Raw genomic sequence first — 24,806 nt, 5'->3', positions numbered from 1 at the left:
GCGATTGGTTGCTCCGAGCAGCCATGCGCGCGGATTCTTCAGCCGGGTGGGCCGCGCCGCGGCGGGTCCCGTCAGGCGGCGCGGCGGCGACCGACGAGCGTCGCGGCGGCGCGCCAGCCGACGAGGGTGAGGCCGAGGAACCCGAGCGCGACGAGCACGAACGCGGGAGCCGTCCCGCCGCCCGTGCCGGCGCGCAGCGCCATGCCGAGACCCCACGCGAACGCCCAGACGACAAGCCCGGTCGACCAGGGCGCGAGCGGGCGCCGCCAGGCGCGCGCGACGAGCCACCCGGCGAGGAGCCCCACGGCGAAGGGCCACGCGGTGCCGAGGACCCCGGCGACGTCGAGCCCGTGCTCGTGCGTGCGGCGCCCGACGAGCGCGAAGACGAGCACCGCGAGGAGGTCGACGTCGAACGCGACGAGCGCCGTCACGGCGGACGACGGGCGAGGGGCAGCAGCGGGCTCGGTCATGGTTCCACGGGAGCGGCACGTAGGCTGGGGACCCGCCCCCTACCGGCATCGAAGGAGCACGCGAGGCATGCCCACGGTCCACGTCGTCGCCGAGGCGGTCGCGTTCGGTTACCCCGGCCGCCCCGTGCTCGACCGCGTGACGCTGCGCGCCGCGGCGGGGTCGCGGGTTGCGATCGTCGGGGAGAACGGCTCGGGCAAGTCGACGCTGCTCCGCCTGCTCGCCGGCGAACTGGTGCCGTCGGCCGGGCAGGTGCGACGCCACGGGGTCGTCGACCTCGTCGGGCAGGACATGCCCGTCGTCCCGGGACGCACGGTCGGCGACGAGGTTGCCGACGCTCTCGCCGAGGTCACGGCGCTCGCCGCCGAGATCGCGGCCGCGACCGAGTCCTTCGACCACGCGTCGGGTTCGCTCGCCGAGCTCGCGGCGCTGCTCGAGCGTTCCGAGCGGCTCGCCGCGTGGGACGCCGAGCGCCGCGTCCTCGAGCAGCTCGACAGGCTCGGAGCGTGCACCGACCTCGGGCGCGAGCTGGCGCACATGTCGGTGGGGGAGCGGCACCGGGTACGGCTCGGCTGCCGCCTCGCCTCCCGCGCGGACGTCCTCCTGCTCGACGAGCCGACGAACCACCTCGACGACGCAGCGCTCGAGCACCTCACGCGCGAGGTGCTCGCGTGGCAGGGCGTCGTCGTCCTCGTCACGCACGACCGCCGTCTGCTCGACGACGTCGCGACCGGGATCCTTGACCTCGACCCGTCGATGGAGGGGCGGCCCGTGTTCTACGGCCAGCCCGGGTACCTGTCGTTCCGCTTCGCGAAGAACCAGGCGCTGCACCGCTGGCGGCAGCGGCACCGGGTCGAGCAGAAGAAGCGGCTCGAGCTGCTCCACCGTCTCGACAGGTCGTACGAGGGCCTTTCGGACGAGTGGCGGCCTCCCAAGGGTTCGCAGAAGCACCGCCGGGGGACGCGCGCCCGGATCCACGTCAAGGCGGCCGACAGGCTCGTGGAGAAGCTCGAGGCCGAGGCGGTCGAGGTGCCGGTCCCGCCCGTCGAGCTGGCCTTCCCAGCGCTTCCTGCGCTCGACCCGACGTGGCACGCGGCCGCGGGCGCCGAGCTCGTGTCGCTGCGATCGCCGCGCGTCGCGGGGCGGCTCGACCTCCCCGGCACGCGGGTCGCCCTGCCCGCGTCGGGCAGGCTCCTCGTCACGGGTGCGAACGGCACGGGCAAGTCGACGCTTCTGCGCGCGCTCGCGGGGACGCTGCCGCTCGACCGCGGGGCGCGGGACGTCCACGAGGGCGTCCGCATCGGCGTCGTCGGGCAGGAAGGTCTCGGCGTGCAGACGGGCGTCGATCTCGACGACATCCTTGACGACGCCGCGCACGGCGCGACGGGTTTCGACGTCGCCGGACGTGTCGCGCTGCGGCTGCTGGCGGCGGGCGCGCTCGACCCTGAGCTCGTCGTGCCCGTCGCGTTCCTCGGCCTGCTGAGCGAAGCGGACCTCGACCGGCCGCTGCGCGAGCTCTCGCTCGGTCAGCGGCGGCGCTTCGACCTGGCGTGCGCGCTCGTCGCAGCGCCGCACGTGCTTCTCCTCGACGAGCCGACGAACCATCTCTCGATCGATCTCGTCGACGAGCTCACGCAGGCGCTACGGACGACGCCAGCGGCCGTCGTCGTCGCGACGCACGACCGCCGGATGCGCGAGGACCTCGCGGACTGGCCGACGCTCGCGCTGTAGCGGTCAGACGGCGCGGCCCACGTGCGCCATGGCCTGACGCAGGAGGAAGCCCGAGCCACCGTGCATCTCGACCTGCACCGCCTCGCTCACGGCCTCCTCGGGCGTGATCCACGCGAGGTCGATCGCGTCGTGCTGGGGCGAGCAGTCGCCCGTCACCGGCACGACGTACGCGAGCGACACCGCGTGCTGACGCGCGTCGTAGTACGGCGTGACGCCCGGCGTCGGGAAGTACTCCGCGACCGTGAACGGCTGCGGTGCGGCCGGGATAATCGGCAGTGCGACCGGACCGAGGTCCTTCTCGATGTGCCGGACGAGCGCGTCCCGCACCCGCTCGTGGTACATGACACGTCCCGAGACGAGCGCGCGCGTCATGACGCCCTCCGGCGTCACGCGCAGCAGCAGCCCGACGGCGACGACGTCGCCGGAGTCGTCGACCCGCACGGGCACGGCGTCGACGTAAAGGACGGGCACGGCCGCGCGGACGCGCGCGATCGCGTCGGCGTCGAGCCATCCGGAAGGTCGAGGGTCGTCGGGCGGGAACTCGAAGGTCTCGGTCACCGTCCTGTTCTACCCTGCTTGACGCGACCCGTGCGAGACACGCCGGGAATACGGGACGACCGCTCTCCGTTGGATGCCTACAGAACGACTGAGAACCCGCACCCTGACGAGAGGAACACCATGGCGACCGTGGCACTGACCGAGGCCACCTTCGAGGAGACCATCAAGAGCAACGACATCGTGCTGCTCGACTTCTGGGCCGAGTGGTGCGGACCGTGCCGCATGTTCGGCCCGACGTTCGAGAAGTCCTCGGACGCGAACCCGGACATCGTCCACGCGAAGATCGACACGGAGGCCGAGCAGGGCCTCGCCGCGGCCGCGGGCATCACGTCGATCCCGACGCTCATGGCGTTCCGCGAGGGAGTCCTCGTCTTCAACCAGCCCGGCGCGCTCCAGGGCAGCCAGCTCCAGCAGGTCGTCGACGCCGTCAAGGCGCTCGACATGGACGACGTGCGCAAGCAGATCGCCGAGCAGGACGGCGCGAAGGAGGCCTGAGCCCCTCGCCCCACGACGCAGCACGAGAGCCCCGGACCGTGAGGTCCGGGGCTCTCGTTGTCCGTGCGCGAGACGGGGGTCGAACCCGCACGCCCGAGGGCACAGGAACCTAAATCCTGCGCGTCTGCCAGTTCCGCCACTCGCGCGTGGCGCGCCCATCTTACGGGCGCACCAGGCTCAGGCGTCGAGCCCGAGGGTCTTGCGGAGGCGGCCGACGTGCCCGGTCGCCTTGATGTTCGTGAGTGCGTGGGTGACGACGCCCGTCTCGTCGAGCACCACCGTGCCGCGGATCGTGCCGGTGACCTCGCGGCCGTAGAGCTTCTTGAGGCCCCAGGCGCCCCACGGCTCCATGACGGTGTGCTCGGGGTCGGCGAGGAGCGTGAATCCGAGCTGTTCCTTCTCGGTGAACCGCGCAAGCTTCTCGACGCTGTCCGGGGAGATGCCGAGCACGCGGTAGCCGGCCGCCTCGAACGACGCCATGGAGTCACGGAAGTCGCAGGCCTGGCGCGTGCAGCCGAGGGTCCCGGCCTCCGCGTAGAAGTAGACGATGACCTTGTGCCCGCGTAGGTCCGAGAGCGTGACGGTCGTGCCGTCGGCTGCGGGCAGCGTGAAGTCGGGTGCGGTCTGGCCGGGGGTGAGGACGGGCACGGTTCTCCCAGGTGAGGTGGTCGGGGCGTCCCCGTGAGCCTAGTCGGCACGTGCCGTGGGGGCAGTGATGACGGGTACCGTGTGGGCGTGAGCACCACCACGTCCGCGCCCCTGCCCATCCGCATGCTGCACGACCGGGTCCTCGTGCGTCCCGAGAAGGACGGTGCCGAGTCACGTACTGCTGCCGGGCTCGTCATCCCCGTGACGGCGGTCGGTCCAAAGCGGCTGTCGTGGGGCACGGTCGTCGCGGCGGGCGAGCACGTGCGTCAGGTTTCGGTCGACGACCGTGTGCTCTACGACCCTGAGGACAAGCCTGAGGTCGAGCTCGGTGGGGAGTTCTTCGTGCTCCTGCGGGAGCGTGACGTCCACGCGGTGTCCCAGTCCGCGGAGGACTCGGGGCCGACGGGCATGTACCTCTGACGGGCCTCGTCCTCGTCGGGGCGCACGTCCCGACGCACTGACCTGCGGGCTTTGCGATTCCCACCTGTGGCTACCTCGGGGCGTGCACGTCACTCACCCGCAACCTCACCTCGCCTCCTGTTGTGAGGTTCGTCGGACGATGTTCGACTGTCGGAGGGCATGTGTGAGAACGGCCCGACGACGAGCCGGAGGAGGCGACGATGGCGACCGGACGAGCATCCGCACAGGGACGGCGAACGCCACGCGTGCGCATGCTCCACAGTCGGCCGGTGACGACGGAGACGCCGAGCCGTGCGTCGTTCCTCGTCGACGTCCCCGTCGTCGACGACGTGCCCGGAGACGACGGCCCCAGGGACGACGTGCCCCGAGACGACGACGCGCCTGGCGCCGAGCCTCCGCCGGGACCGTCGTACGACGCGGGAGGCGAGCCGACCGACGATGAGCTCGACGCACGCGCACGCGTGGTCCTCGAGGGACTGCCGCGGCTCGAGGACCTCCTCGCGGAGCGCGTCCCCGTCGCGCTCATCGCCGACCTCCTCAGCCCTTTCGGGCCCGACAGCGAGCGCATCGCTCGCGAGGAGCAGGGCCGCTGAGAAGCGTGTCCGGCGTCACGTCCCCGCAGGTCCTTCTCGATTTCGCCCACGGGCGGATCGGGTGCTAGTGTTTCATCTCGTTGCCGCGAGAAACCGCAGGAACATGCGCCATTAGCTCAATTGGCAGAGCAGCTGACTCTTAATCAGCGGGTTCGGGGTTCGAGTCCCTGATGGCGCACCACGCGAGGCCCCTCGTCCGACGGACGGGGGGCCTCACCCGTCTCCAGCCACACGAGCGGAACGCCCGTTCGTAGTGCCCATGCGCGAAGCATGATCTTTCGCGGCTTCACCCGGTCGAGCTCTGCGTTGCCGACCGTCTGGCGCGACACGCCGAGTTCGGCAGCGAACTGCTCGCGGTCGAGGTCCGTCAGCTCGCGTGCCTTGCGGAGCCTGTCGCCCATCGTGAACTGCGGGATCGTCCCGTGCGCGGCGTCAATCGTCATGTGACGAAGATACGACATCGCACCCCTGTCGTTCAAGAGGGCAAGATTCGATCCTTGACACGGCTGTCATTCGCCGTATCTTCGTCACATGACGATTTCCGATCTCATGACGACGAAGGACGTCGCGCACCGTCTCGGGGTCTCGCCGCGGACGGTTCAGCGTCGCGTCGCGGCCGGTGCGCTCCGCGTTGCGCATCGGTTCCCCGGCTACCGGGGCGACATGCTCTTCGACCCGGCCGACGTCGACGCCCTCGCGGCGTCAGTCGTCGAGGCCGGGCACGAAGACGCGCAGACCGAGCCCGTGGTCGCGAGCGGAACGCCAGATGTAGCCGCGGACGCGGACGAGACCACCGGCGCGCTCGACGATGCCGCGCAGCTCGCGGTCGTCGCTCGACCCGAGCGGGTAGCCGCCGTGGCTGGCCCACACGACGCCGGCCTTGACCCGGAGGACGACCTCGAGGCTCGTCGTGCTGCCGCCGGCGCTCGGCAGTGCGACGCCGACGGCCTTGGAGACCTTCTTATAAGCCCAGGCGGTCTGAGCGGCCGGAATGACGACGCTCTCGTCGCTCGAGGCGTCGAGGAACGGCGCAGTGGCTTCGTCGGACTTGGGGGAACGCGAGAAGAGACCCATGCGGACATCGTCGCGGGCGCCCGCCGCGACGTCCAGACCACCGACGCGGGATCCCTGGCCCGCGCCGGTGCACCCGCTGGCGGGCGCGCTGGCATCCCTGAGCCTGCGCCCGCCAGCACCACTGACGAGGTGACCCGATGAGCGACGTCGACGACTGGTTCATCGAGCGGATCGTCGACGGCGACCGCCACCGCTTCGAGCTCGAGGTGCTCGACGTCTACGAGTCCATGCGCCTCAAGTTCCTCGTCAACACGGACGGGACGGTGGCCTTCGCATGATCCCTCGTCGCGTCTACCTCGTCCGCCGCGTGCTCGTCGGCCTGGCGCTCGTCGCCGTCGTCGCGCTCGCGACCGTCGCCTACCTATGGGCCGTCACGAGCCTCGGGACCCCGTGCTTCACCTCGACGATCGGAGGTGCCGCATGACCGGCCCGCGCATTGCCGTCTGGCGCGCCCCCGCAGGCGTGATCGTCCACACCGACGCCCGACCCTGGTTCGTCACCGAGGGCAGCCGCATCGTGGGCCGCTTCACGTCCTGGCACGAGGCCATGGACGTCGCCCGCCGCATCATGCCGCGCACGCTCGAGGTGACCTGCTGATGCCCGCGCACTACACCTACCTCAAGCGCTGGCGGTACGAGCGCGAGCAGGGCATCGAGCGCACCATGGACGTCGCCCCGGTGCGCGAGCACCTCGCGCGCCTGCGCGCCGCTCGCATGACCTGGCGCGCGATCGCCGAGGTCTCTGGTGTAACCGCCAGCGCCCTTCACAGCATCCACAAGGGCGAGACCACCCGCATCAACCGCGCCCGCGCTCGCGCGATCCTCGCGGTACACCCCGACGCCATGTTCGAGCGCAGCAACCCCGCAGGGTTCGTGCCCATCATCGGCACCCGGCGACGCATCCGCGCGCTGCTCGCTATCGGATGGACCCACGACCTCATCGCCGCCGCTGCCGGCCTGCCCGAGCGCCGTACGGTCACGCTGCTCTCGCAAGCAGGCCACCTGTGTTCGCTCGAGAACCACGAGCGCATCAAGCGGGTCTACAACGAGCTCTCGATGACGCCCGGCCCGTCCGAGACGAACCGAGCCCGCGCACGCAAGTTCCGTCACGTCCCGCCCCTCGCATGGGACGACGACACCATCGACGACCCCTCAGCGCGCCCCGCTGGCTGGTCCCGGACGAAGGCCATGGCATGAGACCCGACCGAGAGCGCTACGCCCGCTACCGCGCCGCCTACCGCGAGCGGTTCGGCGTCGAGCCGACCGAGACGCCGTACTACGTCGGCCCGAGCAAGCGATGAGCGCCGTGTTCACGCAGGCGATCGCGCACTGGCGTCAGCTGCGCGCTGAGTTCGAGCTCTACCGCGAGCACGCCTACGCGCGCGCCGAGGACGCCTGCGCAGGAGTCCTTCTCAACTCCGCCGCGCAGCGCGAAGGCATCAGCGCATGGTCGCTGTTCATCGGTCCCGAAGCACGCGCGTTCCGCTGGGCGTCCGACGAGCTGCGCGAGCACTGACGCGAGTATCCGCGCATGACGTTCGAGGCGTTCGAGCGTGCCCGCCTCGACGACTACTGGCCGGGGGATGACCTGTGAGCCGCCCCGCGATCCTCGACGCGCTCGCCGTCGCCGACCTCGCCGTGGCGTTGTGCGACGACGCGACCGAGCGCATCCACCGTGCCCGCCACGAGACCGACGACGAGGCTCTCCGCGAGGACCTCGTCGACGCGGCCGACGACCTCTCGCAGGCGTGGCTCTACGCGAACCGCTCGCGCTCGCTCCTGCGTCAGCTCGCACGCGTCCTGCTCCCAGCACCCGCGCCCGCACACGCGCCGACGCCGCTCGACGTCGCTCGTCGCGCTGGGTGGGTCGAGTGAGCGCCGTGACGGCCGGCCGCCCGGTCGACTCCCTCGTCGGGTCGCTCGCCCGCGCAGGCTGGGGCGACCTCACCGGACGCGAGCACCAGGGCCTGCGCTCGACGCTGCGCGCCCTCGTCGACCTCCTGCCGCACCGCAGCGCGCAGGGCCTCGTCACCGCCGCGCAGGTCGCCGACGTCGCAGGACTCTCCGAGCGCTGGACACGCCGCTGCATGCGCGTGCTCGAGGACGCCGGCCTCATCGTCTGGACCCGCGGGGGAGTCATCGCAGGCGCGCCCGCGCCCTCGCACGTCCGCATCGTCAAGACGCTCGTCGTCGCGATGATCGGCGGCGCACGCCCGATCCTCGACGCGATCCGCGCCGAGCGCGCCCGCCGCACCCGAGCGCGCGTCGAGGGCCTGGCCTACGTCATGCCGGGCAGGCGTCGTCGCAGGTCAGCCCATGCGGAACTGGATGCAAGCCCTCGCCCCCTCACGGGGGAGGAGCCCTCCGGTCGCTCCGCTCCTCCACCAACAGATGACACACCAGACCCCGAGGTCGCCGCGCGAGGCGCGGCTTTGGCCCGAGCAGCACTCCGAGCAGGCAGGAGCAGACGATGAGGTACACCTATGAGGTGCCCACGTGCGAGCACGGGGGAGACGCCCGACGCATCACCAAGGGTCGAGCCGAGGGGCAGTCGCGCTGCCCGATGTGCCGCGCTGCCGAGTCGCGTGCCGCGTGGCTCGCCGCACAAGCAGCCGAGGACGAGCGCCGTCGTGCCGAGCGTGCCGCTGCTTGGGCACGCACGCTTCACGACGAGCCCGAGACCCCGACCAACGTCGTGCCGCTCCGAGGTGCGCGATGAGCTGGGGAGGACGACGCATCGCGTCGCTGCGCCGCCGCGTCGTCGAGGTCTACGGCACGGCCTGCCACCTCTGCGGCACCGAGACAGCCGACCCCGCCGAGGTCGGACACCTGCACCCGCTCGCCCTCTCGCTCGACCACCTCGTGCCCCGCTCGCGCGGCGGCACCGACGCGATCGACAACCTGCGCCCGGCCCACCGCCGCTGCAACCTCTCGCGAGGCGCCAGGCCGACGAGCACCGCCCGCCCGCCGACGCCGCCCCGGCCGGTCGTCGACGGATCCGCTTTCTTCGGCTGAGGCCCTGGAAGACCCGCCCCCACCTTCGATCCCTCCCCAACCCTCCAAAAAAACGCCGAGAACGGCGAGATTGCAACGGAAACGAGGCCACCATGGACCTGGAGCAAGGCACTCTCGACCTGCCCGAGATCGAACACGCTGGGGGTGGCGCGATCGAGCGCGCTGCCTGCGTGACCATCGCCGCGCTGCGCGAGCACGGCGCCCTCGACGCCACCCACACCCTCAAGGTCGAGCTCATCCTCCAGGGCGCACGCGCCCTCGACTCCGAGTTCAGGTTCGGCAAGGTCACCGTCGCCGGAATGCAGCTCTACGCTCGCGTCCTGGACACCGCAGACGGCCTGCCCACCATCGCCGAGGCCGTGTCCCGCGAGTTCGAGCGGATCACCGAGGCCCTGGCCGATGCCGAGTAGTCGTCTCCTGCGCCTGGAGGACCTGCGCCGGCCCCCGACCGCCGCGACGGCGCGCAACCCCGAGCTGCGCACGCGCGGCGGCAAGATCGGCGTGCTCGCCGCCGCGCTCGGACGTCCGCTCAAGCCTCACCAGCAGTACATCGCCGACGTCGCGACCGAGCTCAACCCGCCCGGCTCCCGGCTCCGGTTCCGCTACCAGCTCGTCATCGTGTCCCTGCCCCGGCAGACCGGCAAGACGACGCTCATGCGACCCATCTGCCTCGAGCGGACCCTCAGCCGGCCCGGCGTCCAGGTGTTCACGACCGCGCAGTCCGGCAAGGACGCCTCGGCGCGCTGGGAAGACCTCGTCGCGGACCTCTCGACCTCGGCCGTGTTCCGCTCGATGCTCTCGATCAAGCGCGGCAAGGGCGACCAGCGCGCGACCATGCCCAACGGCTCGTTCATCGCACCGTTCACCCCGGACAAGGAGTCGCTCCACGGGTACTCACCCGAGCTCGCGTTCGTCGACGAGGGCTGGGCCTTCGACGGCGTCCAGGGCGCCGACCTCATGAAGGCGATCCGACCCGCGCAGATCACCAAGCGCGACCGGCAGCTCTACATCGCCTCGGCAGCCGGCGACGCGACGAGTGAGTGGTGGACCGAGCTCATGCGCATCGGACGCGAGTCCCTCGACGACCCGACGTCGCCCATCGCGTTCTTCGACTGGTCGATGGACCCGACCCTCGACCCCGACGACCCCGCATCGTGGGAGTTCCACCCCGGCCTCGACGGCCTCATCACGATCGAGGACCTGGCCGCCGAGCACCGCGCCAACGCGCCGGCCGACTTCCTGCGCGGGTTCATGAACGTCCCGACGACGACGACGAGCGCCGGCGCCGTCGTCGACGTCGCCGAGTGGGACACGCGGGCGCGCGCCGAGCTCGAGCAGCCCGACCCGTCGCGCCTCGCCGTCGCTTACGACGTCGCGCTCGACCGCTCGAGCGCCTCGGTCTGGTCGGCATGGCTCGACGACGCCGGCACGCTCCACCTCCACGTCGTGCGCACCGCCCCCGACGTCGGTTGGCTCGCGCCCTACCTCGCCGCGTTCATCAGCAAGCACCGCCCCGCGGTCGTCGCCGCCGACGACGGCGGTCCCGCCCGCATGGTCACCGACCAGCTGCGCCGCGCCGGGCACCGCATCGAGACCCTGGCCGGCCGCGACTACGGCACCGCCTGGACCGAGTTCAAGACCGCCGTGCCGGACCTCGTCCACGACGGCACGCCCGCGCTGCGCGACGGCCTGGTCGCGACCGTCGAGCGTCGCGTCGGCGAGCAGCTTGGCCCCTCACGGCATCACTCCGCGCGCCCGGTCGACGCCGTCATCGCCGCGATGGTCGCCGCGTGGCACGCCACCCGGATCCCGACGAGCATCCCGATCTACTGAGAGCGAGCCACCACATGCGAGTCAAGATCGACGCCGGCGGCATGACGTACCTGCCACTGTGCGACTGCGGCTGGCGAGGCCTGCCCTCGACGAGCCGCGGCGGCGCACTCTCCGACGCCCGCCACCACGAGCGCCGCGCGCACCCCGGCGACCTCCAGGCCGCCAAGGCCCTCGCCGAACATCGACGGCGCGCCGGGCATTCCTGAAACGTGGATAGGTCGCGGTCAGATCAGCGCATGAGGTTCTTCGACCGCTTCCGCACCGCCGGCGCCCTCCACGAGCGCGCCGAGTCGATGCCCGCAGGCGTCACCCCGCCCGCGCGCTCGGCGACCGCGAGGCTCGTGACGACCGACGAGGCCCTCACCCTGCCCGCCGTCTACCGCGCGGTCCAGATCATCGCGACGGCCGTCTCACAGCTCTCCCTCGACGTCGAGCGCGGCGGCACGCAGATCGAGACCCCGGCGCTCGTGCGCAACCCGGACGTCCTCGGCGCGCCGCGCGCCGCGTTCCTCGAAGCGACGACGACGTCGCTCGCCATGACGGGCAACGCCTTCTGGCGCAAGCACCGCGGCGCAGACGGCTACGTCATCGCGCTCGAGGTCTGGCCGACCTACGAAGTCTCCGTCAGCCGCGACCCGCGCACCGGGCAGATCGTCTACGGACGCGACGGAGTCGACTACACGACCTCCGACGTCCAGCACCTCCAGCTCATGCGCGTCCCCGGCCGCCTCGTCGGCCTCGGCCCGGTCCAGGCCGCCGCTGCCGACCTGCGCGGCGGGCTCGACCTGCGCGACTACGCCGCGAACTTCTTCAACGACTCGACGATCCCGTCCGGCATCCTCTCCACCGAGCAGCAGCTCACCCCGGCGCAGGCCGCCGAGTGGAAGAAGCAGCTCGCCGCGTCCTGGAAGCCAACCGAGCCCGCCGTGCTCGGCGCCGGCCTCAAGTACGACCACCTGCTCCTGGCCCCGCGCGACGCGCAGTTCCTCGAGTCCCGCACCTGGACGATCACCGAGGTCGCCCGCCTCTTCGGGATCCCCGCGAAGTACATGCTCGCCGCGATCGAGGGCACGAGCACGACGTACAGCAACCAGGAGCAGGAAGACATCGCGTTCGTCCGCTACACGCTCATGGCGTACATGCGCGAGATCGAGATGGCCATGAGCGCCGTCCTCCCGCGTGGCCAGGAGGCTCGCTTCAACGTGGACGCGCTCCTGCGCACCGACACCAAGACCCGCTACGAGGCCCACCAGCTCGCGATCTCGATGGGCCTGTACTCGCTCGCCTACGCACAGCAGATCGAGGGCCTCCCGGTCGTCGACCACCAGCCCGCCACCCAGGAGGCCCCCGTTGCCTGAGCAGCTTCTCACCCGCGCGTTCGAGGTCCGGTCGGCCGACCTCGACGAGCGCACCGTCACCGGCATCGCCGTGCCGTGGGACACGCCCGTCAAGATCCGCGACTGGTGGACCGATGGGACCTACCTCGAGCAGGTCGCACGAGGCGCCGTCGTCGAGTCCGACGACGCCAAGCTCTTCGCCGACCACGCCGCGATTATCGGTCGCGTCGTGTCTCACCGTGACACCGACGAGGGCTGGGAGATCACCGCGAAGATCTCTGAGACCTCGCGCGGCAACGACGTCTACACGCTCCTGCGCGACGGCGCTCTGGACCGCTTCTCCATCGGCTTCCAGCCGCTCGAGCACGTCGAGTCGCGCGACGCCGACGACGTCCTCACCATCACCCGCACGAAGATCCGCGTCCGCGAGGTCTCCGTCGTCCCGTTCCCCGCCTACGACACCGCCAAGGTCTCGTCCGTCCGCTCCGCCACCAGCAAGGAGAACACCCCCATGCCCGAGTCCACCCCCACGCCCGACGTGGCCCTGCGCGAGTCCGTCGAGGACCTCGCCCGCCAGGTCGAGCTCATCCGCTCCGAGGGCCTGCGCCCCGCCGCCGAGGCCACGCCGACGTTCCGCTCGATCGGCGACATGGTCAAGCGAGTCGCCGCCGGCGACGAGGCCGCGGTTCGCGCCTACACCGGTGCCGTCTCCGGCGACGCCGTCCTCAAGGACGCCTGGATCGGCGACCTCGTCGAGATCATCAAGAAGCGCCGCCCCGTCATGTCGACGTTCGCCACCGGCGCGCTGCCGGCGACCGGCATGGGCGTCGAGTATGCCGTGCTCGAGTCCGACTCCACGCAGGTCGGCGTCCAGGCCGACGAGGGCGACGACCTGCTCTTCGGCAAGGTCTCGATCACGACCAAGACCGCGCCCATCGTCACGCTCGGCGGCTGGAGCTCGCTCTCCCGCCAGACGATCGAGCGCTCGACGGTCGGCATCCTCGACACGACGTTCGAGGCGATGGTCGAGCGCTACGCCCGCGCGAGCGAGGTCTACGTTCGCAAGGTCCTCACCGACGCGCTCGCCGTCACCGGCTCGGACGCGCTCGACGAGGTCACTGCCGACCTCACGACGCAGGACGGCATCGTCACCGCGGTCCTCGACCTCGTCGAGCACTTCGACGACGCCGGCCGCGCGCTCGACGGCGTGTTCGTCGACAAGGCCACGTTCCTCGCCCTGTACGCCGTGCCCGCGACCGACCGCGTCCTCCAGGTCACCGGCGCGCCCGCCGACAAGGTCGGCACGATCACCGTCAACACCGGTGCCGGCGACGTCGCCGGCCTGACGTTCCGGCTCCTGCCCGGCGCGGACGCGGGCACGGTCGTCGCCTACGACCGCACCGCGATCAAGACGCTCGAGTCGCCCGGCGCGCCCGTCCGGCTCCAGGACGAGAACATCGTCAACCTCACCAAGGACTTCTCGATCTACGGCTACCTCGCGGCCGTCCTCCAGAAGCCCGAGGGCCTGGTCAAGGTCGTCGACACGCCGTGACCACCACCGCTGCCGACCTCCAGGCCTACGTCAACGCCTCGAGCCCTGCCGACGTCGCCTACACCACGAAGGTCGTCATCGAGGCTGCCGAGCTCGTCAAGACGTTCGTCGGCGCCGCCGCCGTGCCCGAGGCAGTCCTCGACCGCGCAGTCCTGGAGGTCGGCAGCGAGCTCTACCACCGCCGGCAGGCCCCCAACGGCATCGCGGCGGGCGCGGGCCTCGACGTCGCACCCATCCGCGTCGCCCGCGACCCGATGGTCGGCGCGTACCCGCTTCTGCGCCCCTACGTCGGCGGGGGATTCGCATGAGCATCCACCAGGCGCGCGTCGAGCTCGTCACGACGCTCCGGTCGCTCGACGCGCAGGTGTACGACCACCTGCCCGCACGACTCTCGCCGCCCGCCGTCGTCATCCTGCCCGGCAGCCCCTACCTCGAGCCGAGCGACCGCGCAGCGTCGTTCCTCGCGCACCACACCGTCACAGTCCTCGTGCCGGCCGGTGCGAGTGACGTCGTCACGCGCACGATCGACGACCTGCTCGAGGACGTGCTCGTCGAGCTCATCAACGCCAAGTACCTCGTCGACTCCGTCTCGACGTTCTACGGCCTCGACCTCGGCGGCACCTCGTTCCTCGCCGCCGACGTCTTCGTCCACCGCACCATCACCCTCTAAGGAGACCCCCGTGGCCGCTTCGTCCACCCGCATCAAGGGCACCGCGCTCAGTCTGAAGTTCGGCTCGCCCGCCAAGGACTACTGGTGCGACGTCACCTCGTGCACCCTCACCAACGAGGACGCCGACGCCGGCGTCGTGACCTTCTGCGACGCAGCTGCCGGCGGCGGTCGCGACTTCTTCCTCAACATCGCCGGCATTCAGTCGACCGCGGCCGACTCCTTCTGGCGCTACGTCTGGGAGCACAGTGGCGAGGAGGTCGGCTTCACCTACGCGCCGCACGGCAACGAGGTGCCGACCGCCGACCAGCCGCACTTCATCGGCACCGTCAAGGTCGGCCCCAAGCCCGAGGTCGGTGGTGAGGCCGGCGTCGACAACGAGTACACGTTCGAGACGCAGTGGAAGTGCGTCGGCACGCCCGTCATGGAGGACGGCACCACCCCGTGAGCCGCGCCGACCTGGACGTCGCCACCGACGGGACCCGCGTCCGCGTCGAGGGCCTGCGCACCACGCTCCGCGCGATGCAGAAGGCCGGCGCTGCCACCGAGGACATGAAAGAGCTCATGCACTCGATCGGCACGCTCGTCGTCCAGGCGGCAACGCCGCCCGTCCTCACCGGCCGACTCTCGACCACGCTCCGAGCAGGGCGCGGCAAGACGAAGGCCGTCGTGCGGGCGGGCGGCGCAAGGGCGCCCTACGCAGGCGTCATCCACTACGGCTGGCCCGCCCGCAACATCCCCGCCAACCCGTTCCTCACCGAGGCGCTCCAGCGGACGCGCCCCGCAATCCTCCGGGCACTCGACGAGGGCCTGGCCGACCTCCTGCGCGAGCAGGACCTCACCTGAAGGAGCCCTCCGTGGCACTCGACATCGACAAGCTCACGCTCGGCGAGATCGCCAAGATCGAAGACCTCTCGGGTCAGTCGTTCACGTCCCTCGGCGAGGACGGCGCACCCAAGGGCCTGCTCCTGGCCGCGCTCGCCTACACCGCCAAGCGCCGCGAGAACATCGCCAACGGCCTGCCGCCCGTTCACGCCGCCATGTGGAACGAGTGCCTCGACCTCACGTTCGAGGAGGCCAACACGCTCGTCGGCCTCGACGACGCACCCGCCGAGGAGGCCGAGGGCCCTACGTCGGCTCCCGTCGAGGAGCCCGTCCCCGCTCGCGCACCCCGCAAGACGCGCACGACCTCCGCCTGAAGCGCACCCGCGAGATGGCCCAGTTCGTCGTCCACCTCCACCTGAGACCCGACGACTACTGGGCACTCACGCCGCACGAGCGCGACGCGCTGATCGACGAGTTCAACCGCTCCCAGAAGCGAAAGTAGGCACGCATGGCCGGGCAGACCATCACCATCTCCGTCCTGGCGGACACCAAGAAGTTCTCCTCGGCCATGCGCAACTTCGGCGACGCCACCGGCCTCAACAAGCTCGGCGGCATGGCGAAGAAGACCGCCAAGGCGCTCGGCGTCGTCACGCTCGCAGGCGGCGCCGCGCTCGGCGGCCTGGCGAAGGTCTCCGTCGACGCCGCGTCGTCGCTCGAGCAGTCCATCGGCGGTGTCGACGCGATCTTCAAGGACCAGTCCGGCAAGATCCACACCTGGGCGACGAAGGCAGCCGGCGACGTCGGCCTGTCCAAGAACGCCTACAACGAGCTCGCCGCGATCATCGGCACGACGCTGAAGAACAGCGGCACGCCGATGGACGAACTCGCAGGCAAGACCAACGGCCTCATCAAGACCAGCGCCGACCTCGCCGCGACGTTCGGCGGCACCGTCACCGACTCGGCCAACGCCATGGCGAGCGCGCTGCGCGGCGAGTTCGAGCCGCTGCGCCGCTACGGCGTCTCCCTGTCCCAGGCTGACATTCAGGCGCGCGCTCTGGCCGACTCCGGCAAGAAGAGCGTCAAGGAGCTCACGAAGCAGGAGAAGGCCGTCGCCACGCAGGCCCTCATCCTCGAGCAGTCCGCCGACGCCCAAGGCGCGTTCGCCCGCGAGGCCAACACCCTCGCAGGCCAGCAGGAGCGGCTCAAGGCCAAGTTCGAGAACGTCAAGGCCACGCTCGGCACGAAGCTCCTGCCCGTCATGACCAAGGTCACCACCTGGGTCTCCGACCGCCTCGACCCCGCCATGGAGGGACTCCAGCGGTTCGTCGACGAGAAGGTCACCCCGGCGATCAAGAGCCTCGCCGGATGGTTCAAGGACAACGAAGACAAGATCAAGGCCCTCGCCGAGAAGATCTCCTCGGGTCTGTCCACCGCCCTCCAGGGCGCGTGGGACCTCATCCAGAAGGTCGTCGAGGTGCTGAAGAACCTCGGCACCTGGGCCAAGGACAACAAGGACTGGCTCCTGGCGCTCGGCGTCGCCGTCGGCACGATGGTGCTGGCGTGGAATGCCTGGACGACTGCTCTCGCGGTCTGGAAGGCCGCCGTCCTGGTCGGCACAGCCGTCCAGACCGCCTTCAACGCCGTTCTCGCCGCCAACCCCATCGGCATCATCGTCCTGGCCATTGCGGGTCTCGTGGCGGGCCTGGTCTTCTTCTTCACCAAGACCGAGACCGGCAAGAAGGTCTGGGCCGGGTTCACCGCAGCTCTCTCCAAGGGGTGGGAGACGATCAAGTCCGCGTTCTCCAAGGGCTGGGAGGCTGTGAAGTCCGCGCTCCAGAAGACGTGGGACTTCGTCAAGAAGGTCTGGTCCTACACACCCATCGGACTCATCACCACCAACTGGGGAAAGATCACCGGCTTCTTCTCCGGCATCCCCGGCAAGATCAAGGGCTACTTCGACAACGCGATCTCGTGGCTGAAGACCGCCGGCAAGAACATCTTCACCGGCCTCAAGAACGGCGCGACCGAGACGTGGTCGACGGTCTGGACGTGGATCAAGGAACGACCCGGCAAGATCAAGGACACCTTCTCCAACGCCGGCGAGTGGCTGAAGACCGCCGGCAAGAACACCTTCAACGGCCTCAAGTCCGGCTTCACCGACGCCTGGACGAAGGTCACGTCGTGGCTGAAGGAACGCCCCGGCGCGATCAAGGACACCTTCTCCAATGCAGGCACCTGGCTCCTCGACGCCGGCAAGAACGTCATCAACGGCCTGAAGAATGGCGTTCTCTCCGTCGCAGGCAACATCGGCTCGTGGATCGTCGACAAGGTCCCTGGCCCCATGAAGTCGGCCGTCAAGAAGGCTCTCGGCATCCACAGCCCGTCGAAGGTCTTCCACGGCTACGGCGTCAACATCATCCAGGGCCTCGTCAACGGCCTCGACGACAACCGCGACAAGGTCAAGTCGTCCATCGAGAAGATCGTCGCCAAGATCCGCGACACCAAGGGTCTCTCGGACGCCAAGAAGTCCTCCCTCGTCACCTACGTCAAGGCGCAGGGCAAGGCCCTCGACACAGCCTGGAAGAACGCCGAGAAGGCCGCCTCGAAGCTCAAGAGCGCCCAAGAGAAGCTCGCGACGATGAAGGCCGACAAGCGCGCCATGCGCGACCAGGTCGCATCCTCGCTCATGGGCCAGGTCAACCTCTCCGACGTCATCGCGCGCGACGACGAGGGCAACACCCTCAAGGGCAAGACGACCATCAAGAACGTCCGAGGCTACGTCCAGGGCCTCGTGAGCAAGTTCAAGGCCCTCGCCGAGCGACTCGGCAAGCTGCGCAACGCCGGCCTGCCCGCCAGCCTCGTCGAGCACATCGCCGGACTCGGCCCCGAGGACGGCGTCGAGGTCGCCGACGCGATCCTCAAGGGATCCAAGACCGAGATCAAGGCACTCTCGAACGACTGGGCGGGCCTGGAGGCGTGGTCGAAGTCCGCGGGCAACCAGGTCGCGTCGTCGATGTTCGACGTCGGCATCCAGGCCCAGGAGGGCCTCGTCAAGGGCCTGGAGAAGAACGCCAAGAAGACCGAAGCCGCCGCACGCAAGCTCGCACGCAACCTGGCCACCTGGATCCGCAAGGAGCTCGGCATCAAGAGCCCCTCGCGCGTCATGGCGTCCCTCGCCGCGTGGATCCCCGCAGGCCTCGCCAAGGGCATCAAGGCCAAGGAAGCCGTCGCGACCACAGCCATGCGCAGGCTCGCCGCCGACGTCTCCCGCGAGGCGTCTTTCGACGTCGACCCGACGGTCTCGACGCCGAAGAGCCTCAATCTCAACGGCCCCGGCACCCTCGCCCGCAATGACGTCGCCAACGTCACGATCAACGTCAACGCCGGCGTGGGCGACCCCGTCGAGATCGGCCGCCAGGTCGACGGCGCTCTGCGCTCCTTCTACCGCATGAACGGAATCCGATGACCATCACTGAGCGGCCCACCGCCGAGCACCTGGCCCTCCTGCTCGAGCAGCCCGCACCCGGCGCGATCATCCTGGGATCGTCGACGCTCGACGGTCCCGACGTCCTCGCGGCCGGCTCCGGGTACGTCGACGTCGACGCCCTGTGCGACGTCACGGGCACCATCTCGTGCCGTCGCGGCGGCCAGGGCGAGGGAGGCGCCCTGCGCATCGAGGTCGGCACCCTGAACGCAACTCTCCTCGACGTCGCACCCGACACCGTCCGCCCCGGCCAGCGCGTGCGCCTGGCCCTCAAGCTCGGCGGCTATGACGCGCCGCTCTTCACCGGTCGCGTCACCGCGCTGAGGGTTTCCGAGTTCCGTGACGACGCCGGCACCTGGCACACGCAGACGAACTTCTCCGCCGCCGACGCCGTCGCCGACCTGGCGGCCGTGACACGCTACGGCGCGATCGTCGACGACGGCCAGGCCGTCGAGTCCATCCCCGACCGCCTCAAGCGGCTCATCGCCTCTGCGCCGCCGTGGCTGGTCATCGAGGACCCGTCCTACGACCTCTGGTACCTCGACCTTCCCGCACCACAGGTCCATCGGGCGCTCCACTGGGATGGAGCAGCCTCCGACGAGACCGCCCGATGGACGGCAACGAACGGCACGGTCGACACATCCCCCGAGGGACGTCCGCGCTTCACGCTCGACCAGGACGGCACGGCCTCGCGCACCCTGACAGGCCTTGTGCCCGGCCGCATGTACGTCATCACCGTCCAGACGATCGGGACCCAGCTCAGGTACGGCGTCGACAACCCCCAGCCGACCTCTTCCCCGGAGTCTCTGACGTTCATCGCCCAGGCGACGACGGCGGTCCTCACCCTGCGCGGTCCGGCCGCCGCAGTCCACCTTCTCGCTCTGTACCTCGACGAGTGGGACGGCCCAACCTACGCCTGCACCTCAACGGTCTATGAGTCGTCCCTGACGAATCACTTGCACCGCACCTGCGCGACAGCGCCGGGCCTGCGCTGGCTCGTCAACGCTGCCGGCACCGTGTGGTGGCTCAGCTTCAACGAGTCGTGGCCCACCCGGCACATCTTCACCGACGAGGCCTCGACCTCACTCAGTGGCGAGCTGCACTACGTCGACATCGAACGTGGCTATAGCACGGCCGACACGATCGTCGACGTGCGTATCGACTCGGCCCAGCGAGGCTTCGACGACGCCGGTGTCCCCGCGGCCGCCGACCGCAGCTACGGCTACAGCGACCCCGACGCAGCGTCGACGTGGGGAGGTTCGTCCACGACCCGCGAGACCTTCACGGCATCGGATCTCGACGCTCGCGACCTGGCGCGCCGCGTCCTGACGGGTCGCCCCACGCTCTCCCCGACGTCCGTCCGCTGGAACGCCGCCGAGGACCTCTCTCGCCTGTCCGGCCTGGAGGTGGCCGACAAGGTCGCCGTCCGCCGTCTGGGCACCACGACGACACACACCCTGGCCGCGATCACGCACGAGATCACGGCGTCACGTCACATGGTCACCCTCGACCTGATTCCACTGGAGGAGTATCACTGATGACCTTGTCCAAGACCTTCGCCGCCGGCGCGCCATTGAGCGCGGCCGACGTCAACAGCAACCTCGTCAACCACGTCCCGTCCTCGGGAGACCCGTTCATCGACGGCCCTGTGGACCTCGTGAATGCCGCCGACGTGAGAATCAGGATTCGTCGCGCTGGCATGGTCGTCACCGTGTGGGCGACGGGGACCATTGCGATCCCCCCAGCAGGCCGCCCCATCGTCGGACCGAGCAACGTCATTCCTGGGTGGCTTCGCCCTGCGGAAGACACCTTCGGCTTGGCCGAACTTCGGTGGCTCACCAACGGCGTGGGCTCAATGGCGGTAGACCGCTTCGGGTCGGTCACCGTCTGGAATCCCACCTCCGTGACGGCATCCCAGTGGGCCGCGTCGGTCACCTACGTGGTCGGGTCCTGACATGACCACCTACACCAACCCCGCCAAGGGTCGCATCTCCTCGGCCTTCAACCCCCGCCGCAAGCACCCCGTCACGGGCAAGGTCCAGCCGCACGAGGGCGCCGACGTCGCCAACGCCACCGGCACGCCCGTCGTCGCCGTGCACGCCGGCACCGTGACGCGCTCGGAGACCCTGAGCGCGACCTACGGGAGGCTCCAGCGCATCTTCGTCACGTCCGGCTCGCTCGAGACCCGCTACCTGCACCTGTCCCGTCGCGACGTCAAGGTTGGGCAGCGGGTCAAGCGCGGGCAGCGTATCGGCCTCATGGGCGCTAGCGGGTTCGTCACCGGCCCGCACCTGCACCTCGAGGTGCGCCGCAACGGCGTCGCCGTGGACCCGGTGCCGCTGCTCGAGGCAGCCGGCGTCGACCTCGGCGTCGGCCCCTACAAGGATCCCGGCTGGTACACCGTCGACACCCCGCGAGGTGTCAACCTCCTCGGCCGTGCCGGCCCCTCGACGAGCTCCAAGATCGTCCACCGCCGTGCCCGTGGCTTCGAGATCTACGCCACGCGCCGCCAGGGACCGTGGATCCGCACCCGCTACGGCACCTGGTACCACACCGACCACCTCAAGAAGGGACGCAAGAAGTGAACAGTATCCGAGACGCTCTCCCAGCCCCGGCCCGCAAGTGGGTCTACCTCGGTCTCATCGCGGCGCTCGCCGTCGCGACGGTCATGGAGGGTGGCTTCACCGTCGAGACCATCATCAAGATCGGCGGCATGCTCGGTCTCGGCCTGGCCGCCGGCAACGTCACGCCCGCACCCGAGGGTGAGGACGTCGGCTGATGGCCCCTGAGACGACGATGACGATCACGCTCGGCGAGCTCGCGCGCGGCATGGCCCGACTCGAGGACTCTCAGAAGTCGATCCTCGAGAAGCTCGACACTGGCGTCGTCACCCGCCGCGAGTTCGAGGCGTTCAAGGAGGAAGTCACCGCTCGGCGCGTGCCGTGGACGGCCGTCACGGCGCTCGTAGTCTCGGCGCTCGCCACCCTGGGATCGCTCGGCGTCCTCTAGGCCAGTCGGCTCGTCCTCACGACGCGATCGCGAGGACGAGCCGACGTCGCGCCTCGTCGGGCACCTGGACGTAGGCCTGCGTCGTCACCGGGCTCGCGTGCCCGAGAAGCTGCTGCGTCGAGAGCAGGTCCTGGTCGACCGCGTAGACGCGCGTCGCGAACCGATGCCGCAGCGAGTGCATCGTCACGCCCTCCGGCAGGAGGTCGCCGACGAGCCGCCCGACCCATCGTGCCGAGAGGTGCCCGTCGACGGCGCCAGGGAACGCGAAGCCGCCGCGGGCGCGCGCGAGCACCTGGCGCGCGAGGTCGTCGGGCAGCGGCACGACGCGCCGTCGCCCGCCCTTGCCGTGCACGACGAGCGAGTAGCCCATGAGGTCCTCGACGACGTCGTGCGCGTGGACCGCGGCGACCTCGCCCCGACGCAGCCCGAGGTCCGCCGCGAGGCGCACCATGAGCCGCGTGCGCTCGTCGGCCGTCATGATCGCGCGCCGGTAGGCCGCCTCAGGCGTCGGGCGCGGCGCAGGTGCCTCGAGGCCGGGTGAGGGCAGGTCGCGTGCGGGGTCGCTCGTGGTGCGCCCGGTCCTCGTCGTCCAGGCGAACCACGCGCGCAGCGCGGCCCGGTACGACCTGCGAGACGCGCGCGACCAGGCGTGCGCCGCGAGCCACGCCTCGAGGTGTTCGGTCGTCACGCGCTCGAGCGGCACGCGCACCTCGCGCGCCGCTCGACGTATCTGGTAGAGCCGCAGCTCGATCGTCTGCTCACGCAGGTCAGCCGCGCGCATCGCCGCGGTCCACGCGCCGAGGTGGGTCGTCCAGTCCATGCCAGTGAGCGTGCGGACGACCGCGCCCTCGGCGCTGGGACCCTCGACCTTGCGCAGGCCTCGAGCCCGACGCGAGGTGTCCAGGCTCACGCCTCTAGCTCGACGACGACGTCTTCGTGCGTGCCGTCGAGCGCTCGACGAGCCGCCGTCCTCGACTCGGCCCCGCCGAACGTCAGCGTGCCGCAGGTCTCGCATCGCGCCGCGTACCCCTGCCGGCCCTCATCGGTCGTGCCGCGCTCCATCGTGACGACCTTGTGCCCCCTCATGCCGCCACGTCCTCGTCGTCGAGAACGGCCGTCAGGACGGTGACCGTGGCTCCCTGGCCTGCGCTTCCACCAAACCAGCGGGTTCGGGGTTCGAGTCCCTGATGGCGCACCACGGAAGGCCCGGAACGTCAGTTCCGGGCCTTTGTCGTTCCCGCAGGGGTGAACGTGGCACGCGGGAGGCCCGTCCTGCGCCGCCGTCGTCCACCCCTTGGGACGGGGCTGTCCCGGGTGCGGACGCGCAGCCGCGGAATCCTGCGGGGACGGGTCCGAGGTCCCGATAAGCACGGCCGATCCGCTGATATCCATGGGGTGTCGCAACGCTCTGACCGGGCGCTGCGCCCAGGGTCCTTCCCGTGCGGCCGACCGGCGCGGACGGGGTGGTCCAGATCGTCGCCACCGTCCGCGGTCCGGCACCGGCCCGTGGGCCGCGTCGGGCGCGGACCCACCGAGCGGAGTACCACGTGCGTATCGGAGTCCCCAAGGAGTCCGCACCCGACCAACGACTGGTCGCGGCCACGCCGCAGACCGTCGGCAAGCTCGTCGACCTGGGTTACGAGGTCGTCGTCGAGGAGGGCGCCGGGTCCGGCGCGAGCATCCCCGACGCTCTCTACACGGCCGCGGGCGCGACCGTCGTCGACGCGGCGGGCGCCTGGAGCGCCGATGTCGTCATCACGGTCGACGGCCCGGGAGCCGGTGATGTCGAGCGGCTCGCGGAGGGTGCGACGCTCGTCGCGCGCCTCGCGCCGGATGACACGCCGGAGCTTGTCGAGGCGTTGCGCGAGCGCGGCGTCACGGCCCTCAACCTCATGTCGGTGCCGCGCATCTCGCGTGCGCAAGCGCTCGACGTCCTCTCGACGATGTCGAACGTCTCGGGCTACCGCGGGATCATCGAGGCCGCGGAGTCGTACGCGGGGATGTTCGGCGGTCAGGTGACGGCTGCCGGCTCGACGCCGCCGGCGCGCGTCTTCGTCATCGGCGCGGGTGTGGCGGGGCTTGCGGCGCTCGGTGCGGCGGGTTCGCTCGGCGCGGAGGTGCGGGCGTACGACGTCCGTGCGGACGTCGCCGAGCAGATCGAGTCGATGGGCGCGACGTTCGTGCGCGTCGAGGCCGACGCGCAGGAGAGCGCCGACGGCTACGCGAAGGAGCTCACGGCGGACCAGGAGGCCGCGACCGCGGCCGTGTACGCGGCGGAGTCCGCGGCGGCCGACGTCGTCGTGACGACCGCGCTCATCCGCGGCAAGGCACCCATCACCATCACGGCCGAGATGGTCGCGGCGATGAAGCCGGGCTCGGTCGTCGTCGACCTCGCAGCGTCGGGCGGCGGCAACTGCGAGCTCACGATGCCGGGGGAGAAGATCGTCACCGACAACGGTGTGACGATCATCGGGTACACGGACCTGCCGGGCCGCATGCCCAAGCACACGTCGCAGCTCTACGGCACGAACATCGTCAACCTCATGAAGCTGCTCACGCCCGCGAAGGATGGCGAGCTCGTCCTCGACCTCGAGGACGTCGTGCAGCGAGGCATCACGGTGACGCGGGCGGGGGAGATCCTCTGGCCCCCGCCGCCCGTCCAGGTGTCCGCGGCGCCGGCTCCGGCACCTGCGGCGCCTGCCGAGGCCGCGCCGATCGCGCAGGCCCCGGCGAAGCCTGCGAAGAAGAAGGCCACGGGAACGCTCATCGGTGGCGCGATCACCGCGGCGCTCGTCGTCGCGGCCGTCGCGTTCTCGACGGCGACGTTCGCGTCGCACCTCACGGTGTTCGCGCTCGCCGTCGTCGTCGGCTTCTACGTCGTCACGGGTGTCACGCACTCGCTGCACACCCCGCTCATGGCGCAGACCAACGCGATCAGCGGCATCATCCTCGTCGGCTCGCTGCTGCAGATCGGCTCGGACAACCTCGTCGTGACGATCCTCGCGGTCGTCGCCGCGACGTTCGCGTCGATCAACATCTTCGGCGGGTTCTCGGTCGCGAGCCGCATGCTCGCCATGTTCCAGAAGGAGGCCTGAGCC

At 70.5% G+C, this 24,806-nt stretch carries 38 protein-coding genes, 2 tRNA genes and 1 pseudogene; 33 read left to right on the top strand and 8 right to left on the bottom strand.

The window, feature by feature from the left end; genetic code table 11:
* Positions 1 to 71 precede the first annotated feature (71 nt).
* The gene (locus tag C1729_RS05880) at positions 72 to 470 is read right to left on the bottom strand and encodes a DUF3054 domain-containing protein (protein WP_102509110.1); all 399 of its coding nucleotides are present in this window, start codon (positions 468 to 470) and stop codon (positions 72 to 74) included.
* A gap of 67 nt (positions 471 to 537) precedes the next feature.
* Between C1729_RS05880 and C1729_RS05875 the strand changes: the two genes are divergently transcribed.
* Positions 538 to 2,199: an ABC-F family ATP-binding cassette domain-containing protein gene (locus C1729_RS05875; protein WP_102509109.1), complete on the top strand. Its 1,662-nt coding sequence runs from the start codon at positions 538 to 540 to the stop codon at positions 2,197 to 2,199.
* 3 nt (positions 2,200 to 2,202) lie between these two features.
* Here C1729_RS05875 and C1729_RS05870 read toward each other — a convergent pair whose 3' ends face one another.
* On the bottom strand, positions 2,203 to 2,757 hold the full coding sequence (locus C1729_RS05870) for an NUDIX hydrolase family protein (RefSeq protein ID WP_102509108.1): 555 nt from the start codon (positions 2,755 to 2,757) through the stop codon (positions 2,203 to 2,205).
* A 120-nt stretch (positions 2,758 to 2,877) separates the two neighbouring features.
* On the opposite strand from C1729_RS05870, the gene trxA reads away from it, so the two are divergent.
* Positions 2,878 to 3,252, top strand: a complete 375-nt coding sequence (trxA, locus tag C1729_RS05865) for a thioredoxin (protein ID WP_102509107.1) — start codon at positions 2,878 to 2,880, stop codon at positions 3,250 to 3,252.
* Positions 3,253 to 3,316: 64 nt separating this feature from the next.
* Here trxA and C1729_RS05860 read toward each other — a convergent pair.
* Positions 3,317 to 3,398 (bottom strand) — tRNA-Leu (locus tag C1729_RS05860).
* Between the two features lie 31 nt (positions 3,399 to 3,429).
* Positions 3,430 to 3,900 carry a thioredoxin-dependent thiol peroxidase gene (gene bcp / locus C1729_RS05855; RefSeq protein ID WP_102509106.1) on the bottom strand — a complete coding sequence of 157 codons (471 nt, stop codon included), beginning with the start codon at positions 3,898 to 3,900 and terminating at the stop codon, positions 3,430 to 3,432.
* A 123-nt stretch (positions 3,901 to 4,023) separates the two neighbouring features.
* Between bcp and C1729_RS05850 the strand changes: the two genes are divergently transcribed.
* From C1729_RS05850 to C1729_RS05840, 3 genes are all read left to right on the top strand, one after another.
* Positions 4,024 to 4,320 carry a GroES family chaperonin gene (locus tag C1729_RS05850; protein ID WP_102510549.1) on the top strand — a complete coding sequence of 99 codons (297 nt, stop codon included), beginning with the start codon at positions 4,024 to 4,026 and terminating at the stop codon, positions 4,318 to 4,320.
* 269 nt (positions 4,321 to 4,589) lie between these two features.
* Entirely contained in the window at positions 4,590 to 4,913 is a 324-nt protein-coding gene (locus tag C1729_RS05845; RefSeq protein ID WP_129590677.1) for a hypothetical protein, read from the top strand.
* 105 nt (positions 4,914 to 5,018) lie between these two features.
* Positions 5,019 to 5,094 (top strand) — tRNA-Lys (locus C1729_RS05840).
* Here the strand turns inward: C1729_RS05840 and C1729_RS15330 are convergent.
* A complete protein-coding gene (locus C1729_RS15330; RefSeq protein WP_422917654.1) occupies positions 5,057 to 5,314 on the bottom strand; it encodes a helix-turn-helix transcriptional regulator in 258 nt (85 codons plus the stop codon). The genes C1729_RS05840 and C1729_RS15330 overlap by 38 nt on opposite strands.
* 130 nt (positions 5,315 to 5,444) lie before the next feature.
* Between C1729_RS15330 and C1729_RS15325 the strand changes: the two are divergent.
* Positions 5,445 to 5,603, top strand: a pseudogene (locus tag C1729_RS15325) (helix-turn-helix domain-containing protein); the annotation flags it as partial.
* A gap of 12 nt (positions 5,604 to 5,615) precedes the next feature.
* On the opposite strand, the gene C1729_RS14930 reads toward C1729_RS15325, so the two are convergent.
* Positions 5,616 to 5,987, bottom strand: a complete 372-nt coding sequence (locus tag C1729_RS14930; protein WP_242493731.1) for a hypothetical protein — start codon at positions 5,985 to 5,987, stop codon at positions 5,616 to 5,618.
* A gap of 137 nt (positions 5,988 to 6,124) precedes the next feature.
* Between C1729_RS14930 and C1729_RS14545 the strand changes: the two genes are divergently transcribed.
* The 26 genes from C1729_RS14545 (at position 6,125) to C1729_RS05720 (ending at position 21,708) form a co-directional block, all read left to right on the top strand.
* Entirely contained in the window at positions 6,125 to 6,265 is a 141-nt protein-coding gene (locus tag C1729_RS14545; protein ID WP_165375427.1) for a hypothetical protein, read from the top strand.
* On the top strand, positions 6,262 to 6,411 hold the full coding sequence (locus C1729_RS14540) for a hypothetical protein (RefSeq protein ID WP_165375426.1): 150 nt from the start codon (positions 6,262 to 6,264) through the stop codon (positions 6,409 to 6,411). The genes C1729_RS14545 and C1729_RS14540 overlap by 4 nt, the downstream gene beginning before the upstream one ends.
* Positions 6,408 to 6,584, top strand: a complete 177-nt coding sequence (locus tag C1729_RS14535; RefSeq protein ID WP_165375425.1) for a hypothetical protein — start codon at positions 6,408 to 6,410, stop codon at positions 6,582 to 6,584. The genes C1729_RS14540 and C1729_RS14535 overlap by 4 nt, the downstream gene beginning before the upstream one ends.
* Positions 6,584 to 7,183 carry a hypothetical protein gene (locus tag C1729_RS05825; protein ID WP_102509103.1) on the top strand — a complete coding sequence of 200 codons (600 nt, stop codon included), beginning with the start codon at positions 6,584 to 6,586 and terminating at the stop codon, positions 7,181 to 7,183. Before C1729_RS14535 ends, C1729_RS05825 begins: the two co-directional genes overlap by 1 nt.
* A 100-nt stretch (positions 7,184 to 7,283) precedes the next feature.
* Complete coding sequence (locus tag C1729_RS05820) at positions 7,284 to 7,502, top strand: hypothetical protein (RefSeq protein WP_102509102.1); 219 nt, start codon at positions 7,284 to 7,286, stop codon at positions 7,500 to 7,502.
* Between the two features lie 74 nt (positions 7,503 to 7,576).
* Entirely contained in the window at positions 7,577 to 7,861 is a 285-nt protein-coding gene (locus C1729_RS05815; protein ID WP_102509101.1) for a hypothetical protein, read from the top strand.
* A 5-nt stretch (positions 7,862 to 7,866) separates the two neighbouring features.
* Positions 7,867 to 8,460: a hypothetical protein gene (locus C1729_RS05810; RefSeq protein WP_129590676.1), complete on the top strand. Its 594-nt coding sequence runs from the start codon at positions 7,867 to 7,869 to the stop codon at positions 8,458 to 8,460.
* Positions 8,457 to 8,705, top strand: coding sequence for a hypothetical protein (locus C1729_RS05805; protein WP_102509099.1), 249 nt, complete (start codon positions 8,457 to 8,459; stop codon positions 8,703 to 8,705). The genes C1729_RS05810 and C1729_RS05805 overlap by 4 nt, the downstream gene beginning before the upstream one ends.
* On the top strand, positions 8,702 to 9,001 hold the full coding sequence (locus tag C1729_RS05800) for an HNH endonuclease (protein WP_102509098.1): 300 nt from the start codon (positions 8,702 to 8,704) through the stop codon (positions 8,999 to 9,001). The genes C1729_RS05805 and C1729_RS05800 overlap by 4 nt, the downstream gene beginning before the upstream one ends.
* A 92-nt stretch (positions 9,002 to 9,093) precedes the next feature.
* Positions 9,094 to 9,411 (top strand): hypothetical protein, encoded by a 318-nt coding sequence (locus C1729_RS05795; RefSeq protein ID WP_102509097.1) that lies wholly within the window; start codon positions 9,094 to 9,096, stop codon positions 9,409 to 9,411.
* Positions 9,401 to 10,834 (top strand): hypothetical protein, encoded by a 1,434-nt coding sequence (locus C1729_RS05790; RefSeq protein ID WP_102509096.1) that lies wholly within the window; start codon positions 9,401 to 9,403, stop codon positions 10,832 to 10,834. The genes C1729_RS05795 and C1729_RS05790 overlap by 11 nt, the downstream gene beginning before the upstream one ends.
* Before the next feature lie 14 nt (positions 10,835 to 10,848).
* A complete protein-coding gene (locus tag C1729_RS05785; RefSeq protein WP_102509095.1) occupies positions 10,849 to 11,040 on the top strand; it encodes a hypothetical protein in 192 nt (63 codons plus the stop codon).
* Between the two features lie 30 nt (positions 11,041 to 11,070).
* Positions 11,071 to 12,192: a phage portal protein gene (locus C1729_RS05780; RefSeq protein ID WP_102509094.1), complete on the top strand. Its 1,122-nt coding sequence runs from the start codon at positions 11,071 to 11,073 to the stop codon at positions 12,190 to 12,192.
* Entirely contained in the window at positions 12,185 to 13,723 is a 1,539-nt protein-coding gene (locus C1729_RS05775; protein WP_102509093.1) for an HK97 family phage prohead protease, read from the top strand. Before C1729_RS05780 ends, C1729_RS05775 begins: the two co-directional genes overlap by 8 nt.
* Positions 13,720 to 14,031, top strand: a complete 312-nt coding sequence (locus C1729_RS05770; protein ID WP_102509092.1) for a hypothetical protein — start codon at positions 13,720 to 13,722, stop codon at positions 14,029 to 14,031. The genes C1729_RS05775 and C1729_RS05770 overlap by 4 nt, the downstream gene beginning before the upstream one ends.
* Positions 14,028 to 14,393, top strand: a complete 366-nt coding sequence (locus C1729_RS05765) for a hypothetical protein (protein ID WP_102509091.1) — start codon at positions 14,028 to 14,030, stop codon at positions 14,391 to 14,393. The genes C1729_RS05770 and C1729_RS05765 overlap by 4 nt, the downstream gene beginning before the upstream one ends.
* A 10-nt stretch (positions 14,394 to 14,403) precedes the next feature.
* Positions 14,404 to 14,838, top strand: coding sequence for a hypothetical protein (locus C1729_RS05760; protein WP_102509090.1), 435 nt, complete (start codon positions 14,404 to 14,406; stop codon positions 14,836 to 14,838).
* Positions 14,835 to 15,236: a phage virion morphogenesis protein gene (locus C1729_RS05755; RefSeq protein ID WP_102509089.1), complete on the top strand. Its 402-nt coding sequence runs from the start codon at positions 14,835 to 14,837 to the stop codon at positions 15,234 to 15,236. Before C1729_RS05760 ends, C1729_RS05755 begins: the two co-directional genes overlap by 4 nt.
* 11 nt (positions 15,237 to 15,247) lie before the next feature.
* On the top strand, positions 15,248 to 15,589 hold the full coding sequence (locus C1729_RS05750; RefSeq protein ID WP_102509088.1) for a hypothetical protein: 342 nt from the start codon (positions 15,248 to 15,250) through the stop codon (positions 15,587 to 15,589).
* Positions 15,590 to 15,603: 14 nt separating this feature from the next.
* Positions 15,604 to 15,717, top strand: coding sequence for a phage tail assembly chaperone (locus C1729_RS14310; protein ID WP_129590675.1), 114 nt, complete (start codon positions 15,604 to 15,606; stop codon positions 15,715 to 15,717).
* Positions 15,718 to 15,723: 6 nt separating this feature from the next.
* Positions 15,724 to 18,681: a phage tail protein gene (locus tag C1729_RS05745; RefSeq protein ID WP_102509087.1), complete on the top strand. Its 2,958-nt coding sequence runs from the start codon at positions 15,724 to 15,726 to the stop codon at positions 18,679 to 18,681.
* On the top strand, positions 18,678 to 20,237 hold the full coding sequence (locus tag C1729_RS05740) for a hypothetical protein (RefSeq protein ID WP_102509086.1): 1,560 nt from the start codon (positions 18,678 to 18,680) through the stop codon (positions 20,235 to 20,237). The genes C1729_RS05745 and C1729_RS05740 overlap by 4 nt, the downstream gene beginning before the upstream one ends.
* The gene (locus tag C1729_RS05735; protein WP_102509085.1) at positions 20,237 to 20,653 is read left to right on the top strand and encodes a hypothetical protein; all 417 of its coding nucleotides are present in this window, start codon (positions 20,237 to 20,239) and stop codon (positions 20,651 to 20,653) included. The genes C1729_RS05740 and C1729_RS05735 overlap by 1 nt, the downstream gene beginning before the upstream one ends.
* 1 nt (position 20,654) lies before the next feature.
* Positions 20,655 to 21,284 carry a M23 family metallopeptidase gene (locus C1729_RS05730; protein WP_102509084.1) on the top strand — a complete coding sequence of 210 codons (630 nt, stop codon included), beginning with the start codon at positions 20,655 to 20,657 and terminating at the stop codon, positions 21,282 to 21,284.
* Positions 21,281 to 21,478, top strand: a complete 198-nt coding sequence (locus C1729_RS05725) for a hypothetical protein (RefSeq protein WP_102509083.1) — start codon at positions 21,281 to 21,283, stop codon at positions 21,476 to 21,478. The genes C1729_RS05730 and C1729_RS05725 overlap by 4 nt, the downstream gene beginning before the upstream one ends.
* Positions 21,478 to 21,708 carry a hypothetical protein gene (locus tag C1729_RS05720; RefSeq protein WP_102509082.1) on the top strand — a complete coding sequence of 77 codons (231 nt, stop codon included), beginning with the start codon at positions 21,478 to 21,480 and terminating at the stop codon, positions 21,706 to 21,708. The genes C1729_RS05725 and C1729_RS05720 overlap by 1 nt, the downstream gene beginning before the upstream one ends.
* A 16-nt stretch (positions 21,709 to 21,724) precedes the next feature.
* Here the strand turns inward: C1729_RS05720 and C1729_RS05715 are convergent, their stop codons facing one another.
* Positions 21,725 to 22,618, bottom strand: coding sequence for a tyrosine-type recombinase/integrase (locus tag C1729_RS05715; protein WP_207204568.1), 894 nt, complete (start codon positions 22,616 to 22,618; stop codon positions 21,725 to 21,727).
* Positions 22,615 to 22,794 (bottom strand): hypothetical protein, encoded by a 180-nt coding sequence (locus C1729_RS05710; protein WP_102509081.1) that lies wholly within the window; start codon positions 22,792 to 22,794, stop codon positions 22,615 to 22,617. Before C1729_RS05710 ends, C1729_RS05715 begins: the two co-directional genes overlap by 4 nt.
* A gap of 461 nt (positions 22,795 to 23,255) precedes the next feature.
* Here C1729_RS05710 and C1729_RS05705 point away from each other — a divergent pair, with 461 nt between their 5' ends.
* A complete protein-coding gene (locus C1729_RS05705) occupies positions 23,256 to 24,803 on the top strand; it encodes a Re/Si-specific NAD(P)(+) transhydrogenase subunit alpha (protein WP_102510546.1) in 1,548 nt (515 codons plus the stop codon).
* Positions 24,804 to 24,806: the final 3 nt, after the last annotated feature.

The organism is Sanguibacter massiliensis, assembly GCF_900240335.1.
GTDB classification, from domain to species: Bacteria; Actinomycetota; Actinomycetes; order Actinomycetales; family Cellulomonadaceae; genus Flavimobilis; species Flavimobilis massiliensis.
Note: the sequence above shows the minus strand (reverse complement) of the source record. Positions and strands in the feature narration are given on the sequence as shown.

Excerpts from the sequence above, each read along its gene's own strand:
- C1729_RS05880 (WP_102509110.1), bottom strand. The coding sequence starts at position 470 with ATGACCGAGCCCGCTGCTGCCCCTCGCCCGTCGTCCGCCGTGACGGCG.
- C1729_RS05875 (WP_102509109.1), top strand. The coding sequence starts at position 538 with ATGCCCACGGTCCACGTCGTCGCCGAGGCGGTCGCGTTCGGTTACCCC.
- trxA (WP_102509107.1), top strand. The coding sequence starts at position 2,878 with ATGGCGACCGTGGCACTGACCGAGGCCACCTTCGAGGAGACCATCAAG.
- C1729_RS05850 (WP_102510549.1), top strand. The coding sequence starts at position 4,024 with ATGCTGCACGACCGGGTCCTCGTGCGTCCCGAGAAGGACGGTGCCGAG.
- C1729_RS15330 (WP_422917654.1), bottom strand. The coding sequence starts at position 5,314 with ATGGGCGACAGGCTCCGCAAGGCACGCGAGCTGACGGACCTCGACCGC.
- C1729_RS14930 (WP_242493731.1), bottom strand. The coding sequence starts at position 5,987 with ATGGGTCTCTTCTCGCGTTCCCCCAAGTCCGACGAAGCCACTGCGCCG.
- C1729_RS14545 (WP_165375427.1), top strand. The coding sequence starts at position 6,125 with ATGAGCGACGTCGACGACTGGTTCATCGAGCGGATCGTCGACGGCGAC.
- C1729_RS14540 (WP_165375426.1), top strand. The coding sequence starts at position 6,262 with ATGATCCCTCGTCGCGTCTACCTCGTCCGCCGCGTGCTCGTCGGCCTG.
- C1729_RS14535 (WP_165375425.1), top strand. The coding sequence starts at position 6,408 with ATGACCGGCCCGCGCATTGCCGTCTGGCGCGCCCCCGCAGGCGTGATC.
- C1729_RS05825 (WP_102509103.1), top strand. The coding sequence starts at position 6,584 with ATGCCCGCGCACTACACCTACCTCAAGCGCTGGCGGTACGAGCGCGAG.
- C1729_RS05820 (WP_102509102.1), top strand. The coding sequence starts at position 7,284 with ATGAGCGCCGTGTTCACGCAGGCGATCGCGCACTGGCGTCAGCTGCGC.
- C1729_RS05805 (WP_102509099.1), top strand. The coding sequence starts at position 8,457 with ATGAGGTACACCTATGAGGTGCCCACGTGCGAGCACGGGGGAGACGCC.
- C1729_RS05800 (WP_102509098.1), top strand. The coding sequence starts at position 8,702 with ATGAGCTGGGGAGGACGACGCATCGCGTCGCTGCGCCGCCGCGTCGTC.
- C1729_RS05795 (WP_102509097.1), top strand. The coding sequence starts at position 9,094 with ATGGACCTGGAGCAAGGCACTCTCGACCTGCCCGAGATCGAACACGCT.
- C1729_RS05790 (WP_102509096.1), top strand. The coding sequence starts at position 9,401 with ATGCCGAGTAGTCGTCTCCTGCGCCTGGAGGACCTGCGCCGGCCCCCG.
- C1729_RS05785 (WP_102509095.1), top strand. The coding sequence starts at position 10,849 with ATGCGAGTCAAGATCGACGCCGGCGGCATGACGTACCTGCCACTGTGC.
- C1729_RS05780 (WP_102509094.1), top strand. The coding sequence starts at position 11,071 with ATGAGGTTCTTCGACCGCTTCCGCACCGCCGGCGCCCTCCACGAGCGC.
- C1729_RS05765 (WP_102509091.1), top strand. The coding sequence starts at position 14,028 with ATGAGCATCCACCAGGCGCGCGTCGAGCTCGTCACGACGCTCCGGTCG.
- C1729_RS14310 (WP_129590675.1), top strand. The coding sequence starts at position 15,604 with ATGGCCCAGTTCGTCGTCCACCTCCACCTGAGACCCGACGACTACTGG.
- C1729_RS05745 (WP_102509087.1), top strand. The coding sequence starts at position 15,724 with ATGGCCGGGCAGACCATCACCATCTCCGTCCTGGCGGACACCAAGAAG.
- C1729_RS05740 (WP_102509086.1), top strand. The coding sequence starts at position 18,678 with ATGACCATCACTGAGCGGCCCACCGCCGAGCACCTGGCCCTCCTGCTC.
- C1729_RS05735 (WP_102509085.1), top strand. The coding sequence starts at position 20,237 with ATGACCTTGTCCAAGACCTTCGCCGCCGGCGCGCCATTGAGCGCGGCC.
- C1729_RS05730 (WP_102509084.1), top strand. The coding sequence starts at position 20,655 with ATGACCACCTACACCAACCCCGCCAAGGGTCGCATCTCCTCGGCCTTC.
- C1729_RS05720 (WP_102509082.1), top strand. The coding sequence starts at position 21,478 with ATGGCCCCTGAGACGACGATGACGATCACGCTCGGCGAGCTCGCGCGC.
- C1729_RS05710 (WP_102509081.1), bottom strand. The coding sequence starts at position 22,794 with ATGAGGGGGCACAAGGTCGTCACGATGGAGCGCGGCACGACCGATGAG.